Source organism: Mesorhizobium sp. GW821-FHT07A06, assembly GCF_059419085.1.
Genome location: NZ_JBWKRC010000001.1, coordinates 985,938 through 1,002,348, shown reverse-complemented (window position 1 = coordinate 1,002,348; position 16,411 = coordinate 985,938). Strand labels below are relative to the sequence as shown.

Here is a 16,411-nt window from a genome sequence, read left to right as displayed (position 1 = left end):
AATTGGCCTGTAACACCGAACCATATGCATCATGCCCGCCCGACCGTACCAATCGAAAAGAATCGATGAACTCGAACGCATTTTCAAAGAGATGCGGTCCGATGGCCCTGCGCTCGAGCTGTTGTGGCGAGAACTGGAGCACCGCTCGACGCATCGCGCCGGGCAGCTCCAGAGAAATGTGGCAGCAGCCCGCAAGCAGGCCGGAACGGCAAGGTTCTGTCCAACGCCTGATGGGCGCGACGGCATGCAAACACAATTGCAGCTCGGTGAAACTGACGTCGCATCTTCGCAGTGCGAAACAAGGATTCCGGGGTCACTTCCCAATCGCATGTGTGATACCAACGTTTCCGGGGTGGACGTCGTCCGTCAGGCGGAAATGAACGACAGGTTTGGGATGCTTGATCGCGGCGAATTGGACAGGCTTGGCAGTATCTACGAGCTGCTGCGACTAAAGCTTCTGGATTTGACCAAGAAAAATCGGATGCTGAATTACTCGATCAGCGCCCGCTCAAAACGCCAGTTGCAGATCGTCGATGAGGTGCTTGAAGAAGCATACTCGAAACTCGTCGATGACGACGGCTCGTTCAGGATTCTCCATCTCGATGAACCCGAGGGCCTCCCGCCAGAAGAGAAGGCCGAGGAGTTCGTTGACGCGTTCGAGCACGCAAAGGTTTCCGACATCGATTTCCTGACTGCGCTGGACAACTTGGTCGCCAGCGCAACCGATGATGAAATGGCTGTTGAACGGCTCGAGAGGGACCTCCGCGACCGCGTGCGCTCCCAACTTGGACTCCCGCCTCGACCCAAGCGCGCGGACGTCAATCGCAACGAACATGCGCGGTTGCTCGGCATAGACCCTAGTACCGAGCTCCAACCGGCGGGCACGAAGAAGACGCACTCCGACCGCTTTCTCCAGACGTTGAAATATCCCGACGAGCTTGAGGCTTTAATGGAGAAAATCTCCGCAGAGGCTCGGCTCGCCGAACAGGAAGCGGGCCTGTCGACGCTCTTTTTGGCTTTCGGATTCCTGGAATGGTACGACAGCGATGCCTCCGACAAGCCGATCTACGCGCCCCTCCTCCTTCTCCCTGTCAAGATCGAACGGCTGAAGGTGCGAGGAAAGCACGTCTATGAAGTTGCGGCGCGCGAAGGCGCTGCGGAAACAAACATCAGCCTTCAGAAATTCCTGGAAACGAAATTTGGGAGAGACCTTCCGGATTTCGGCGATGCCGATGACGGAGGATCCGTCGAAAACTATCTGGCCAAGGTCGAGGCAAGCATCGAAGGCTTGAAAAGATGGCGAGTTCGACGCTGGCTCGTCCTCGGCCATTTCGCCTTTAGCCGGATAGCAATCTACGAGGACACCAAGCCTGACAAGTGGCAAACCCACCCTGCCGCACATCCTCTTGTCGGCTCCCTCCTGAGCGGTTTCGAGCACGGCGCCGACGGTGACGGGGCCATGTTCCACACTCCCGAAGATTACCGCATCGACGATCCGGAAATCGAGAAATCCGCGCCGATCCTGATCCAGGATGCCGACGCCTCGCAACACAGCGCGCTGGTCGACGTGATGCGGCAAAAGAATTTGGTGATCCAAGGGCCACCGGGGACTGGGAAGTCTCAGACTATCACGAACATCATCGCGAACGCCTTGGCCGCTGGGAAGACAGTCCTTTTCCTGGCCGAGAAGCAGGCAGCGCTCGACGTTGTCAAACGGCGGCTCGACAAGTCCGGAGTAGGCGAGTTCTGCCTGGAGCTGCACTCCGACAGATCGTCTCCCAAGGCTGTGGTCCAAAGCCTCGCCCGTCGATACGAAATCGGCGTCGGGAGGTCCGCTAGGGCAGGTATGGCGCAGGAGGACACGACGTGGGCCTTCGCACGAGCCCAGATCTCTGAATACCTGAACGACCTGCACTCCGAAGCCGACGACGGGGCGACCCCGTTCGAACTGATCTGGAAGTCGATCCGAGGACGTTCTGTAAACGCCGATCTTGGTGACTTTTTCAACGACGTGCATATGCCGGACGATCTGCTGGGTGATCCGCGCAACCTGCGTGACGTCCGAGGCAAATTGGAGATCTTCGCGGCGAGCGCCCAGGCGTTCCATGATTCCTATGGGCACCCGTCGACGTCACCATGGAGCGCGACCCCTCCGGGCCACCTGCCTGCGTACGAGCGCGATCAGTTTCTTGCGGCAATCCAAAGCCTTCGAGATGCAACGGCGGAATTGGCGAAATTCATGGATCGACACGAGGATCTCGGCATTCTTTCCGGCGAGGATGGAGATGCGGTGTCGGCCGCCGACAAAATCATACCGGAGCCGTCGAGCCCTTCGACGATAGCCATGATCGCCGCCATCGATCTCGATGGCTTGCAGCATGGATTGTCACTTCAATCCTCGTACCTTTCGGCAGTTCAGGCAGTCGACGACTTGCCGTCGGCAGGAGATCTCGAAGCGCCGACTCTTGATCGGGCCCGTGAGATCGTCTCCGCGCTGCCGGCTCAAGGCCTTGCCGAGCTTAACCCCGTTGGCCTGCGGGCCCATGCCTACCGCACGATCCACAGGAACAAGGGGTTCCTCGACGCCCTTGAATCGATGGGCCAAGCAATGGAATTGCTAGGCTTGGGAGGCTCCGCCCCCGTTCACGCTCTCGACGCCGTTGCAGCGGCTCTAGAGGTTACCGAGAGCGCCGACCCCGAGCACCTGCAATGGGTCGGCGTGGTCCAGATCGATACGTCTATTTTCGGCCAGCTATTTGATGACTGGAACGCGCTTTCTCGCGAAGAGCTGGAACTTCGCCGAGCGGTAAGAGCGTTCACCGAACCCAAATGGCCGGACTCACGGGAACTTGACGAAGCCGGCGCTGCATTGCGAAAGACCGGGATCGGCAGGCTCTTCAGCGCGATCCGCGGAGACGTCAAAGCCGCGGGCGCAATGTTGGAGCGGCTCCGGCTTCCGGCAGAACCAAACTCCATCGACATGCTTGAGCGAATTTCGAGACATGTCCAATCGCTCGAGGCGTTCGCATCCCGTCGCGACGCTGGACCTGCGATCGGCAAAGCGTGGGCCGGGATGGCGACGCCGTTCGCAGCGATCGATCAAGGGATCAAGCTACGCGATGCCTTGGAAAACAAGCTGTCCGAACTTTCCGACGGAAATCGGGTTGGCAGAACCATTGTCGCGCTAAACGCAGAGTCCATCTTCGCCTTCGCAAAGCTTTCGCGGACAGCGGATCCATATAGGACCGGACGCGCACTGTTCGATCAATTGATTGACGGGCATCCGATCGGGCACGCTGCGGAACAGTGCGCAAAGGATCTGGAGGCTTTTGAACGTGTTCTCGGACTCGATCCAGACGACCAGCTGTCGTCTTCCACGCTTTCGCTCTCGACCCTTGCCGCGATCGATGCCGCCAGGACGCGGCTTTCGCGCGCGCTGATCGCGGTCGACAGGTCTCCATTCGCTGTCGCGGTGCGCTCGTTGGCGCCTGACAGTGACGGGATTGCGCAAGCTGAACGCGCCATGGAATACGTTCGAGCGGTCAAATCGGCACGACTGCCAGACCCGATCCTTGAAGGACTTATCTCCAAAGACGCCCGGGCTTGGCGCGATCGACTACGCCAGATGGCGGAGTCCTATGACCGGGTTACAGGCCAGCTAAGCCATTCGGCCAAGCGTCTCGATGGATTCGGGGTCAGTGGCATGGACGCCTTCGATCTGCGGTCCATGACCCCGCATCTTGAGAGCCTCCTCGAACACAGAGAAGAACTTTCGGAATTCATCTCCCTTCGCAACGCCCGGGCCGAACTCGATGAAGCAGGCCTCGTCGATTTCCTTCTCAAGACGGATGGGCTGCTGGTCCCGCCTTCGCGGCTTCCGGCCGTATTTGACGCGGTCGCTTCCCGACTTCGCGCCCAAGGTGCCCGGCGTTTCTCTTCGTCACTGGCAAACCGTACCGGGAACGAACTCGATGCGAAACGAAAAACGTTTGCAGAGCGTGACAGACAGAAGATCCTTGGCGACCGCGAGACCGTCCGGGCGCGTCTGCTCTCGAGGCAGCCGCCGAACGGCCTCCGCAACGGATCGGTGAAGACGTGGACGCAAATGAGCCTTCTGGCAAACGAGTTTCCGAAACAGAAACGCTTCACGCCAGTTCGCGGGCTAATGGGAAGGGCTGGCGAAGCTGTCAGGGCCCTGAAGCCCTGTTTCATGATGTCGCCCCTCTCGCTTTCGAAATTTCTCCCGCAAGGAAGATTTGAATTTGACCTACTCGTCATTGACGAGGCGTCCCAAATGAAGCCGGAAGATGCGTTGGGCGCCATGTTGCGTGCGCGGCAGATCGTAGTAGTCGGGGATCCGAAACAGCTTCCGCCGACCAGCTTTTTTGAACGTTCGAGCGACAATCCGGCCACGGACGACGAAGATGCGGACGAGATCGATGACGAGTCGATCCTTGAACGATGCCAGAAGGTATTCGGCGAGGTCAGGCGCCTGAAATGGCATTATCGCAGCCGTTGCGAGAGCCTGATCCGGTTTTCTAACGACAACTTTTACGAGGGCAGCCTCGTCACGTTCCCTGCCGCAAAACCCGGCTCTTTCTCTATCGACCTGCTTCGCGTCAATGGGGAATACAAGGCCAGGCGGAATGTCGCCGAAGCCGAGCGCGTCGCTGAAGAGGCGATAGAGTTCATGCGACACTTCTCAAACAGCGATGAGGAGTCGCTTCCCACCCTGGGTATTGTCGCGCTCAACACGGACCAGAGAGACCTCATTGAGGAAACCCTGCGACGCATGTCGGGCGATGATGAACTCGTCGAGACGTATCGGGAGAAAGCCGGGAAGAAGGGCGAACCTTTGTTCGTGAAGAACTTGGAGAACGTTCAGGGCGACGAACGAGACTTCATCTTCATATCGATGACTTACGGCAAGGAAGCCGGCGCGACTGTCATGCGGCAGCGCTTCGGCCCGATTAACAGCAAGCAAGGCCATCGTCGTCTCAACGTCCTCTTTTCCCGGGCCCGGATTCGCATCGGTCTCTTCGCTTCGTTTGGCTCCGAAGACGTCAGACCGACGGAAACCAGCAAGGAGGGCGTCCACGTTTTGAAGCGATACCTCGAATATACGGAAACCGAGGGACGCGCAGCGGTCCAGCTGATCGGCGGAGAGGCCGACAGTGAATTTGAAACCGAGGTGGCCAATCGCCTTCGCGCTCGTGGCCATACTGTGGACATGCAGGTGGGGGTTTCGGGATTCAAGATAGACTTGGGAATAAGGCATCCGGACCACCCGGAAATGTTTCTCGCAGGCATTGAGTGCGATGGAGCTCAGTATCACTCAAGCAAGAGTGCGCGTGACCGCGACAGGTTGCGCGAAGAGGTGCTACGGGGCCTTGGCTGGAACATCCTTCGGGTCTGGTCGACCGATTGGTTTGACAACCCGGACGCTCAGACTGAAAAGCTCCTCAAGCGGCTGGAGGAACTGCGGACTAAGCCAATGTCAGCGTTCGAGGACTATCGACTTGGCCCCACGTATTTGCCAGCGATTGAAGTCAGGATCGCGGAGCGGCCAGAAACTGAAACCGCCGATGACATCGATGGCCAAGCCCTGTTTGACTCTATAGCGGAGCACGCGATTTCCGACGTGCAGGCCGGAACCGAGGACGGCGCCGACACATTTGAGGGGAGCGGCAGCTTGACCGTTGACCAGGCGTACGAAGCTTTGACGGCGTTCAGGGAAAAGGTCATCCGACCGTCGGCCTCCAATTGGGAGCCGCATCGTTCCATCCTTCGCGAAGCCATGATCGAAACGTTCGTCCGCCAGAGGATCACCGACCCCGACGACTGGTTCACTCGCGTCCCTCACTACCAGAGGTCCGGCACCGACCCGGTGGAAAAGAGGCTGTATCTGGATCGCATCTGCAGCGTCGTAGATCGTATCGGCGCCGAGGTCGGGCAGAAGCCGTCGGGACAGCCCTCTCCCTTCTCCCCGGCGATGTCGCGTGATGCGAAGGCTGCTACCTCCAAGCCGCCAGTCAATCAAACGGAAGGGGTTTATAGCGTCACCGATTTCGGTGTTGCAGGGCTGATGCCGGATCATGACCGCTTTTACGAGGCTAGCTATCGCCCAATGCTTCGACAGCTGATTGCGCATGTCATTCAGACCGAAGGTCCGCTGTACGGCGATATTCTTGCCATCCGGATCGCGAGAGCACATGGCATGGAGCGGACGGGTTCAATCATACAGAAGATGGTGACCGACGCCGTAGACGCGCGCTTTCCCCGATCTCGTGAGGAGGAACGGGACGTGTTCTGGCCGGAAGGATCGGCGACGAATCGCCCGGTGCCATTCCGGGTGTCGGCTGATGGAAGTCGATCCCATGCCGACACGCCGCTCGCCGAACTTGCCAGCTTGGCGTCGCCGTATTTGCGCGTAAGGCTTTCCGATGATCAGATCATAGAAAAGCTCGCTGAGCAGTTCGACCTGCAGCGCGTGAGGGCGGCCACTCGAACGCGATTTGGATTGGCGATCGCGATCGCTAGAATGTCCGCCTCCACCTGAAGGACAATGGGTAGAGTCCTTGCCGCGCCGTCTTTGCCTGCAGCCGGTGCCAGCCCGCCCGAATAATGAGTTCCGCACATTCCTGCGACGTTGCGCTGGTCCTAGTTTCTGTGACTTTCATTATTTTGAACATGAATCGTGACCCAGATGCTCCATTTGCCCTTGATGCTGTTCACCGAGATCCAGATGGCCACGATCATTTTCTTGAATCGACGTAGCGACGGTTATGCAAGATAACAAAACATTCGTTTAGATAACAAAACATTCGCTTTGATATCCCACGCTGACCGTGCTGTCAGTTCCAGAACAGGAGGAACCAGTGTCATGGCACGCTCGACCGCTCAAAGCGCCTTGCGCTATCCACTGACCATCATTCTCGGCACCGACGCAAACGTCAGGCTGCTCCGGAAGCTGTCGGGGCATGGCGGCTTGCTTTCGTCTCCACTGCTTGCAGATCGCAGCGGGCTTGCAAGGGCAAGCGTCTGGTCTGCTCTCGGGACCTTGGAAGGGATCGGCATCGTATCTTCAGAGGGGACGAGCAGGACCCGCCTCTATCGGTCAACGATAAACATCCACTGGCGGCAGCACTGGAAGCCCTCTTTGAGCAGGAGGCGCTCCAGCATTCCAACATTCGCGCCGTAGTCGCTGACGCGGTTTCCGCAGTTCGGCCGAACGTACTCGCGGCCTGGATTTACGGCAGCGTGGCGAGGGGCGAGGACCGTCCAGACAGCGATCTCGACATCGCTGTGGTTTCATCTTCCGAAAAGCTGGAAAGCGCGCTCCAAGAAATCCAGGAGGCGTTGCGGTCCCACGGTGAAGCGCTTGGCTTCAATCCTTCGGTGGTGGGGCTCACGCCGGAGGATGTGGCAAGGCTGTCGAGCACAGGAGACCCGTGGTGCAAGGGGGTCGAAGCCGATGCCTTTGCCGTCTTCGGTTCACGCCCAGACGAACTTGCAGCCAAACCTCGCCAGAAGTCGTCGGCATGACCAGAAAAGGCACGACGAAAGCAGTCGAAAAGCCTTCGGAGACGGGCGATTGGAGGTGGCGATGTCTGAAACGGGTGACATCGGAAATCCGGCTATGTCGCAGATCGTGAACGCGGCAATCGCATTCATAATGCCGTAGTTTCGCTCCCGGATCCGTCGCGCAGTTTGAGCCGTGGCTGGCGCGAAATTAGCTCCTCGACAGTTTCTGCCGACAGACGTCGATCACGAAGCAGCGCCGCCGCAATGTTTTCAAGCTCAGGTCTCATCCCCTCAACGAGCGCCTTCGCGCGACGAAATTCCGCGGCAAGGACGTTTTCCACCCTGGCCTGCAGGCCGCCGTTCATGTGCAGCGTCACCAGCAGTTCCTCCTCGCTAGCCCCGGACAGGAACGTGAATCCTGCACCCAGCCCGTAAGCGGCCTCCACCTGCAGAGCGGTCACGGTGGCGATGTGAAGGTCCGAACCTTTCCTTCCCCCTCCTCCGGCAGACCTCGAGCCGAACACAACCTCCTCGGCTGCCAGTCCTGCGAGCGCGACGGCGATCCGGTCGAGGAATCCCCTTTTGGTCCGCTCCGGAAAGACCTGCTCGTCGAAACGCGCCCCTCCTCCCCGCTGTGTGGTTTCGCCTGTGGGATCGAAGGTGTCGATGATCTCCACGCTCCTGAAATCGCCGACGCCCAGCGTCAGGCCGACGACAACGTGACCGGCCTCGTGGATCGCGTTTCGCCACAGCATGGCTTCAGGGAGGGGCACCAGCTCGGGCAACTCGGCGAGCAAGTCCGCGGTTTCGAGGTCGCGTCGCGCACGGCGTGCACGGCGACGCGCCTGCCTGGTGAGTTGTTCCAGGGCCGCCCCCGTCCAACCGTTCGTGCGAGCGGCGACGGAAGTCAGGTCCAGAGCAGACGACGCCTCGGCGAGATGCCAACCGAGAATTCCTTGTCGTCCCGCCATGTCCGGCAGCGGAATGTTCACATGCCTGTCTAGGCGGCCCGGACGGGTCAGCGCCGCATCCAGCATGTGGGGGAAGTTCGTCGCCCCGACCACGACGACGCCTTCCCGGCCACCGGATCCATCGAGGCATTCCAGCAGGCCGTTGACGACCTCGCGGCTATATTGTGCGTTGTGCCCGGAGAAGGTTTTCCTGTCCCCAACGGAATCGATTTCGTCAATGAACACGATTGAAGGCGCATTCTTCATGCCTTCCGCGAACGCGCCTCTCATAGCCTTCAAAAGATCTCCCAAATGGCCCATTGCCTGCCAGCGTGCCAGCGAACCCAAGACAAGATGGACGCCACAGGTTCGCGCGAGCGCCGCCGCGAACATCGTCTTGCCCGATCCCGGCGGCCCGCTCAGCAGGATTCCCCTGTCGACTTCCGACCACCCAATCTTGCCTGCGCGCCAGTCCTTCAAGTCGACGGCAAGCTCCCTTCCCCAGTGGGCAGCGGCGCCCAGTCCATGGAGATCGTCCAGTGTCGGTCCCTGCCCTAGGCTCGTCTTTGGAGCGGTCAGGGTGGTGGCGCGAGCCGCTTGCAGGACCTTGTCCAGCCCCCTGCCCTTGCGCCAGATCGCGGCGAGAACGTGCAGCGGGACCGTCGCCAGGAATGAGGCGTCCTCGTCGGACAGGATCTGACCGCGACAGAAACGGGCGGCCGCTTTGAGATATCGGGGCTGAAGGGCTGGAAGCACCAGTACTGCATCTGCAACCGCGTCGACATTTTCCTGGAGAAGGTCGCGGGCATGCGTAACGACGATGATGCGGTCGTTGGAACCCATGATCCCGAGTAGGTCGAACCGTTCGGACTTTTTCCGTCCCTCCGGTTTGACCGCCATGACGAGCGTCCGGTCGCGACCGTACACCCTTCCGGTGATGAGCGATTCCCCCTGCGCCGGGAATTTGGACGCGCCCTCGTAAATTTCCACGTCCTCTTCCCTCGGTGCGATCAGGACGATCACGGCCGGTCCTCCCGACAGGAAGTCCCGTTGATACCGGAGTGCACGCATTACCGAGCAATAAGCGGCGAACCGCGTCGCGCTCGAGGCGAGCTTGATGCTCAGCGCTTTCGACATGCGTTTCATTGGATGCCCTGACTGACTTAATGGTTTTGCGCGCTTGGCGGCGCAGCAGCGATGTTCGGAAGCCGCATTCAGCCGCGAATGCGGCGAACGGCTGTCTCGGGCCCGATCCTGGCTTCGTCGAGATCGATCTCGACGAAGCGGCGCAGGACCAGCGAGGAAAGTCCTGCTATCGGGACTGTCTCATGGAAGGCAGTCAGGCATTCGGCGATGGTGAGGGAGCCGTGCTCGTCCAACGCCGCTAGCACGCGGACTCGGTCGCCCAGCGGACACTGCCAACGGGCGTACCGAAGCAGATCCATGGAATTGGCCAGCCTGTGCCCTGCAATGATCGTCGATTGGAGATCATATCGATAACCCGCCTGAGCGGCAGCATCCTCGATCCATGGCTCCAGACGACCACTTGCCGACACTGCATCGACGATCGAAGTCCCCTCCTCCTGGACGACAAGGAAATCCGGGACGTGGCTGTCGCCCTCTCGATGCAGGACGAGCGGGAGGCATGACCATTCGACCACCGCCGGGTCGACGTCGAGCAGGCATCCGAGGTCACGCGCGGCTTGGTTCCTGAACAGAGGCGCGCCGACACAACGAACGGTTCCGCGTGGATGAAAATGAAGACACGCGGCATCGGCGCGGACTGACGCGAGTTGGTCGGTTTCGATTTCAGGGTGGGCGGTCACGGGACGCTCCTACGCATACGCAAGAATGATCGGCCGCTGCGAGGTGCAGCGTTGGTGCGCGATCAGCGTATGAGGAGCGATGCCTGTTTCATGGTGACGGGAACAAATATAGAACAAAATTGAAGGCGTCAACTGCCGCCAGCAACCTGGAAAGCTCGCTACCCCTATCCAATCTGTTGCGAGGAACGGTGGGACAGACCGGCGGCCGTCCAGAACCCGATACAAAGCATGCCACGCTTGGGCTCAGGCTCAGTTCGGCATGCCGCCCTTCAGGTAGTCGACCTCAGGCGTGGCGGTGTACAGTCGACGCAGGGAACTGGCAGCGTTCCGCCTGCCCATGAACGTGTGACTGTCGATCGGCCACACACGATCCCGACCGTTGCGAGCGGTCCGACCTCGTAGAAGCGCTCATCTTGTGGCGCCCACCTCGTCGCCCAGCGGATAGAAGCCCGTGGGCTGACCGCTTATGTTGAAGGGCACGCCGGCCGCAGCGTTGGGCGCTTAAATCAGGCCTTTGTCGGCCACACGCAAAGCCAGATAATAGCGAACCGCCTCGATCGGGCGGCAAGGAAGTCGCCTTCATCCAGTGGAACGGGACAGGACCGGTTTTGCCCCGTACAGCTGGGTAGCTAAGTAGAGACTTCAGTCTTAGTTGAGTATTCGCTAATATGCCTATAACTTAGGCAATGCGGGGGACGATCACAATCGAAGCCTTATCCCGCGATGGCCGGTGCCTGTCGCTTCTAACCCAAGCATCCCAGCACCGGCCATTCTTTCCCTGCCGCTCGGTAGCCTCTAGCCCCCCTTGAAATGGTAACCTTGGTGCGCGATTGTCGCCGCTTGGGCGCCGTCAAAGAAATCCGCTCGAAGCTCGCCCCTGGGAGCTAAAGGAAAGCCCGGTCAAGCCAGAACACCGAAGGCGGGGATCAAACCCCTTCTAGGAGATCGCCCGGACGGTTACGGAGCGTTGTTTAGGGTGGTGCCAATCGTCGTGAACTCGGCATTAATCGCGTTGCCTAACGAGCCCGCTCCAACCACAATTCCCAGGGCAATGAGCGCCGCGATCAAACCATACTCTATGGCTGTTGCGCCGGATTCGTCACGCAGAAATTTGGCTACCAGTTCCATTTTTTCAAGCCCCGACTGTTGATCGTAAATTAGCAACAGCTAATTTCTTGCGGATTAACAAACATGGTTAGTTTTTAACCGGTCGACGACTATGAGAGCCAGCGGCAGGCACGCAATCGCGACTGGAGACCGACTTTCGATGACATCTCGCAGACACCAGGGCAACGGCGTTAACCGGCGGCCCAGCGGCTTGGTTGCGAGCGGGACTGGCAGCGGAAGGCCGCTGGGCCTGACCGGCGGGGCGTTGAGGCGGTCGGCGCCGGCTGGCTAAGATATATGCAACCCTGCTAATATCAGCGAAACATGCGAACGAAGGAACGCACGGCCAGTCGATAACCCAACAAGCCGGTGTGGGGAAATGGGACAAAAGCAACTCAGGTATCGACTTGCAAGCCACAGTGATTTGGCCAACCTCAAAACGCTGATGGATGCGGCCATCTCGGAGAACCAAAAACCGTTCTTGAGCAGCGAGCAGATCGCTTCAAGTCGCGCGATCATGGGATTGGATAGCCAGCTGATCGAAGACGGCACCTACTTTGTCATCGAGATCGACGGTGCCCTGGCTGGCTGTGGCGGATGGAGCCGCCGCGCGACACTTTATGGTGGCGACAGTACCACCGGTCGCGATGCTGCTCTGCTTGACCCTGCGAAGGACGCGGCTCGCGTGAGAGCGATGTACACTCACCCGAACTTTACCCGCCATGGCGTAGGGCGGCTGATCATGAAGCTGTGTGAGGAGGCAGCGCACAACGCGGGCTTTCGGGAAATCGAGTTGATGGCCACGTTGTCGGGTGAACCGCTCTACCTGGCTTGCGGATATCGACCCATTGAACGGGTGGAAGACTCGCGCGGCGGCGCAGTTGTTCCTCTCACAAGAATGAGGAAGCGGCTCGACATCTCAGCGCCACAACCGCCAACAGGAGGCAAGCTTCGCCTTTGACCGCCGCTGTCTACGCCGCCACCCTTTCGTAGCCTCACCGCATCCCTCCGGCGACCAGACGCCATCGCGCGCCGACATCGAGATGACGAAAGAGATCATCGACGCGGGCAAGCGGCTGGGCATCGCGGTGCACGACCACATCATCATCGGGCGGAAAGGCCATTCCAACATGAAGGGCCTGCTGCTGATCTAGGTCTTGTTGCTGCCCTGAATGAACCGGGCTAATGCGGCAATCCCCCGGGGTGCGCCTATTGCTGCCTAGCACGCGTTCGAGCAGCAGTTCCTTCAGCACGAAATGATGCACAGGCGCGGCCACGGGAATGGCCGAAGGCGGAGGACGATCGCCCAATCGACCCAATCGTGCCAGTCAAACGCCGGGCTTCACACTTAGCTGGCCGCTGCCGTTCCACGGAACCACCTTGGAAGTCCGGATCGGACGGAGTGCGGACCAATAGCAACGATGGATCAGTTGGCTTCCACAACGGGGACCGCCTCGATGAGGCTCGCCGTCGAGGACGTCGGGGTCACGCGTTCCAGCTTGAACCCCGCTGCGGCAAGCAGACGCGCATATTCCTCTTCGGTCCGCTCGCGTCCTCCGGCACTCATAACTAGCTGTTGCAGATCCAGCATTTTTCCCCAGGACAGCGCATTTCCCCGAGCAAGGACATCCTCGACGATGAGAAGTCGGCTGTTTTGCCTCGTGGCCTTGCGGCAATTCCGCAGGATGACAATTACACTTTCATCGCTCCAGCCGTGCATCACACGCCGCATCAGGTAGAGATCGCCCGCTGTGGGCACGCTTTGAAAAAAGTCGCCGCCGACCACCGCACATCTGTGCGCGAGGCCAGCCTTCTCGATCATTGTTTTCGCGCCTTCGACCACATGGCGTCTCGAAGAGCACGCCACGGGCGTTCGGGGCCTGAGCTAGGATCATGGCGAGCAGCGAACCCTGCCCACCTCCGACATCTACGATCGTTTCCGGCCACCAGTCGTAGGCATCGACGACCGCCCTATTCTCCTGGCGGGCGCGATCGGTGATTGCCGCGTCGAAAATGGCCGCTGCTGCCGGGTGCGTGCTGAGGTATCCGTACAGTCCTCCGCCAAAAACATGAGCGAAGGCCGCTTCACCGGTCTGCACGGCATGGTGAAGCGCGCCCCAAGGGCGCCAAAGCACCTCCTCGCCCAGCATGATCGCAAAGGTACGCAGGGAAACGGGCGCCTGTGACCGCAACCCATCGGCGAGCGCAGTAAGGCCGAAACGGCCCTCCTCATCCTCCGCAAAGATGCCCAGACTCGCCAACGTCCGCAGGAGCCGATGGAGAGCCTCAGGGTGGGACCCCGTAGTCGTTGCGATCTCAGATGGAGTTTTGGGTCCGCTCTCCAGAATATCCGCAATCCCAAGCTTCGCGGCGACATGCACCGACTGGCCGATCCATCCTCCGGCAGCCATGTGAAGCAGCGCCATGGTCGCTGACGTATTGTTGTCGCACGCGGTGTTCGCGGACATCATTTGGCCTCTCACGGATTTGCCGTAGCTACTTCAGCAGGTCCGGCTGTATTCTCACGACTTGGTCCCATAGCGGCTGGCACTGGAACCACCCGGTGAAGGGAGTTCCGTTCACAGCCCGGGCGGCGCGAGCGTTCGAGCGGTCGATCTGAAGCGGCTGGCCGACCGACTCGGCAAGAAACTGCGCCTGACAGCAGCGCTCCATCGCGACGAACCACCAGACAGCCTCCTCGATCGTCTGGCCGACGGTTAGCAGGCCGTGGTTACGCAGAATCGCAGCCTTGTGCGGACCGAGGCAGCGCGCGAGTTCGACACCTTCGCTCGCCTCTGTAATGAGCACTCGCGCATCGTCGTAGAAAATGTGGTCCTCGTAAAAGGCGCAGGCATCCTGGGTAATCGGATCGAGCAGGCGGCCGACCGCAGACCAGGCCTTACCATAGATAGAATGGGCATGCGCCGCGGCGACAACCTCCGGGCGGGCCTCGTGAATTGCTGCGTGGATGGCGAAGGCGGAGATATTGACCGGGCTTTCGCCCTCGACCACGTTGCCCTCGCGGTCAACCCGGATCAGGTCGCGGGCCCTGATTTGCCCAAAATGCATTCCGAAGGGATTGACCCAGAACGTGTCGGTGAACTCTGGATCGCGCGCGGTGATGTGGCCTGCGACGCCTTCACTGAAGCCGAGCGCGGCGAAGATGCGGAAACCGCCTGCGAGGCGCTCTTTGCGGTGCTGTCGCTCCTCGGAAAGGCTGGCAAAGCTCGGGACGGCGATGCGCCTGAAGATCGGGTCATAGGCGTCCTTCTTGGCGCGTTCGAGATCGGAGCGGGCCGTCGATTTAACACTTGCACTCATTGTCTCCTCCTGACGTGGCTCGAACGACGTTGAAGGAATCGGCGCGCGGCGTCCCTAAGCTCAGCTTAAGAGTTACAAAAAGTCTCAAGGCGACTATAAAATTCGTCGTATGCAAGGATGTCGTTTCGTCTTCGGTTCTTTCGTCCTCAATGCTGAGACAGGAACGCTGCTTCGGCAAAAGCTTCCGGTTCCCGTCGGTTATCGCGCGCTGCTCTTGCTTGAGGCATTGGTGAAGCGGCCCGGCGAAGTGCTCACCAAATCAGATCTGATCGATGCGGCATGGCCAGGGACGGCGGTCGAGGAGGGTAACCTGTCGGTGCAGATCGCATCGCTCAGAAAACTTCTCGGCCCCACCGCCGACGGCGAGGACTGGATAGCGACGGTTCCTCGGGTCGGCTATCGTTTCACCGGGGAGATCGAGAGGCTAGACGGCGCTACCCATCATCGCGAGGCGGTCGAGCCCGGCCCTTCCATTGCCGTCCTCCCGTTCGCCAACCTCAGCGACGACGTCCATCAGCAATATTTCGGTGACGGCCTTGCGGAAGACATCATCACGCGTCTTGCGCGCTTGCGCTGGCTGTTTGTCTCCGCCCGCAATTCATCCTTCACATATGGCGCCAAGGCAGTGGACGTGAAGCAGGTCGGGCGCGAGCTCGGCGTCCGCTATGTGCTCGATGGAAGCGTACGCCGCTCCGGACAGCGTCTGAGGATAACTGCCAGGGCGAGCGACGCCTATAACGGGGGCCAGATATGGGCTGAACGCTACGATGTGGAGATGGCGGATTTCTTCGCACTCCAGGACCAGATAGCGCAAAGCGTGATCGGCGCGATTGAGCCGAGGCTCTATGCAGCCGAGCACGAACGTTTCCAGAGCCGGGCGCCTGGCAGTCTTAACGCCTGGGGCTTCGCGATGAAGGCGATGCCCTATGTCTGGACATGGGGTTCCGCCGCGGAGCTTGAGCTCGCCGAGCGGCTGCTGACTAAGGCCACAGACATCGACCCCGACTATCCCCGTGCGAACTGCCTGCTTGCTTGGGCGCTCGCAGCGCGCGTGATGCTCGGACTGGCCGACCCTGCAGACGCTCTTCCGACGGCCCGCGCTATGGCCCAACGGGCGATCCGCAGCGACCCGGAAGACCCCTGGACGCACTTCGCCGCGGGTTTTGTGCACATGGCATCGCGTCATTTCGACCAGGCTGTGGCAGCACTGACCGAGGCGATTGTCCTCAACCCGAGCTTTGCCTTCGCTCACGTATTCCTGGGATGCACCTATGGCTATGGCGGCATGCCTGATGACGGCCTGCACCACCTTGCTATCGCAGAGCGGCTTAGCCCCCGAGACTTCATGCAGGCGGCGAACCTCTCGACGGCCGGGCTGTGCCATTTCGTGGCTAAACGCTTCGCCGAGGCGGCGGAATACGAGCGCCGGGCGGTGGAGCTTCGGCCCCATTTCGGGACCGCCTGGCGTACGCTCGCGGCGTCGGCGGGCATGGCGGGCGACCGTGCCCTCGCTGGCCAAGCGCTTTCGCAGGCTCTGCGGCTGCATCCCTCCCTTTCCGTTGAGTGGATCGAGAAATATCACCCTATCGTACACGAATGGGATAGGGCCCTGTACATCGAGGGGTTATGCATCGCAGGGCTGAGATAGCTCCAAAGGCTGAACACGCGCCTGTGCAACTGCGG

The 16,411-nt window shown here is 60.2% G+C and carries 9 protein-coding genes and 2 pseudogenes; 6 read left to right on the top strand and 5 right to left on the bottom strand.

Features of this window, described 5'->3' with window-relative positions; genetic code table 11:
* The first annotated feature begins 31 nt into the window (after positions 1-31).
* The 3 genes from AC07SZ_RS05065 to AC07SZ_RS05055 all read left to right on the top strand — a co-directional run bounded on the left by AC07SZ_RS05065 (position 32) and on the right by AC07SZ_RS05055 (position 7,545).
* Positions 32-6,559, top strand: coding sequence for a DUF3320 domain-containing protein (locus AC07SZ_RS05065; protein WP_494913537.1), 6,528 nt, complete (start codon positions 32-34; stop codon positions 6,557-6,559).
* Between the two features lie 324 nt (positions 6,560-6,883).
* Positions 6,884-7,201: a helix-turn-helix domain-containing protein gene (locus tag AC07SZ_RS05060; protein WP_494913535.1), complete on the top strand. Its 318-nt coding sequence runs from the start codon at positions 6,884-6,886 to the stop codon at positions 7,199-7,201.
* Complete coding sequence (locus AC07SZ_RS05055; RefSeq protein WP_494913644.1) at positions 7,135-7,545, top strand: nucleotidyltransferase domain-containing protein; 411 nt, start codon at positions 7,135-7,137, stop codon at positions 7,543-7,545. Before AC07SZ_RS05060 ends, AC07SZ_RS05055 begins: the two co-directional genes overlap by 67 nt.
* A 125-nt stretch (positions 7,546-7,670) precedes the next feature.
* Here the strand turns inward: AC07SZ_RS05055 and AC07SZ_RS05050 are convergent, their stop codons facing one another.
* The 3 genes from AC07SZ_RS05050 to AC07SZ_RS05040 all read right to left on the bottom strand — a co-directional run bounded on the left by AC07SZ_RS05050 (position 7,671) and on the right by AC07SZ_RS05040 (position 11,428).
* The gene (locus tag AC07SZ_RS05050; protein WP_494913534.1) at positions 7,671-9,620 is read right to left on the bottom strand and encodes an AAA family ATPase; all 1,950 of its coding nucleotides are present in this window, start codon (positions 9,618-9,620) and stop codon (positions 7,671-7,673) included.
* A 68-nt stretch (positions 9,621-9,688) separates the two neighbouring features.
* A complete protein-coding gene (locus AC07SZ_RS05045) occupies positions 9,689-10,300 on the bottom strand; it encodes a hypothetical protein (protein WP_494913532.1) in 612 nt (203 codons plus the stop codon).
* Positions 10,301-11,257: 957 nt separating this feature from the next.
* Positions 11,258-11,428: a Flp family type IVb pilin gene (locus AC07SZ_RS05040; protein WP_494913530.1), complete on the bottom strand. Its 171-nt coding sequence runs from the start codon at positions 11,426-11,428 to the stop codon at positions 11,258-11,260.
* A gap of 358 nt (positions 11,429-11,786) precedes the next feature.
* On the opposite strand from AC07SZ_RS05040, the gene AC07SZ_RS05035 reads away from it, so the two are divergent.
* On the top strand, positions 11,787-12,368 hold the full coding sequence (locus tag AC07SZ_RS05035) for a GNAT family N-acetyltransferase (protein ID WP_494913529.1): 582 nt from the start codon (positions 11,787-11,789) through the stop codon (positions 12,366-12,368).
* 40 nt (positions 12,369-12,408) lie between these two features.
* Positions 12,409-12,561 (top strand): annotated as a pseudogene (locus tag AC07SZ_RS05030) (JAB domain-containing protein); the annotation flags it as partial.
* A 272-nt stretch (positions 12,562-12,833) separates the two neighbouring features.
* Here AC07SZ_RS05030 and AC07SZ_RS05025 read toward each other — a convergent pair.
* A pseudogene (locus AC07SZ_RS05025) lies at positions 12,834-13,818 on the bottom strand (methyltransferase).
* Positions 13,819-13,903: 85 nt separating this feature from the next.
* Entirely contained in the window at positions 13,904-14,728 is an 825-nt protein-coding gene (locus tag AC07SZ_RS05020; protein ID WP_494913527.1) for a class II aldolase/adducin family protein, read from the bottom strand.
* Between the two features lie 109 nt (positions 14,729-14,837).
* Between AC07SZ_RS05020 and AC07SZ_RS05015 the strand changes: the two genes are divergently transcribed.
* The gene (locus AC07SZ_RS05015; protein WP_494913526.1) at positions 14,838-16,376 is read left to right on the top strand and encodes a winged helix-turn-helix domain-containing tetratricopeptide repeat protein; all 1,539 of its coding nucleotides are present in this window, start codon (positions 14,838-14,840) and stop codon (positions 16,374-16,376) included.
* Positions 16,377-16,411: the final 35 nt, after the last annotated feature.

Excerpts from the sequence above, each read along its gene's own strand:
- AC07SZ_RS05065 (WP_494913537.1), top strand. The coding sequence starts at position 32 with ATGCCCGCCCGACCGTACCAATCGAAAAGAATCGATGAACTCGAACGC.
- AC07SZ_RS05060 (WP_494913535.1), top strand. The coding sequence starts at position 6,884 with ATGGCACGCTCGACCGCTCAAAGCGCCTTGCGCTATCCACTGACCATC.
- AC07SZ_RS05050 (WP_494913534.1), bottom strand. The coding sequence starts at position 9,620 with ATGAAACGCATGTCGAAAGCGCTGAGCATCAAGCTCGCCTCGAGCGCG.
- AC07SZ_RS05040 (WP_494913530.1), bottom strand. The coding sequence starts at position 11,428 with ATGGAACTGGTAGCCAAATTTCTGCGTGACGAATCCGGCGCAACAGCC.
- AC07SZ_RS05035 (WP_494913529.1), top strand. The coding sequence starts at position 11,787 with ATGGGACAAAAGCAACTCAGGTATCGACTTGCAAGCCACAGTGATTTG.
- AC07SZ_RS05020 (WP_494913527.1), bottom strand. The coding sequence starts at position 14,728 with ATGAGTGCAAGTGTTAAATCGACGGCCCGCTCCGATCTCGAACGCGCC.
- AC07SZ_RS05015 (WP_494913526.1), top strand. The coding sequence starts at position 14,838 with ATGCAAGGATGTCGTTTCGTCTTCGGTTCTTTCGTCCTCAATGCTGAG.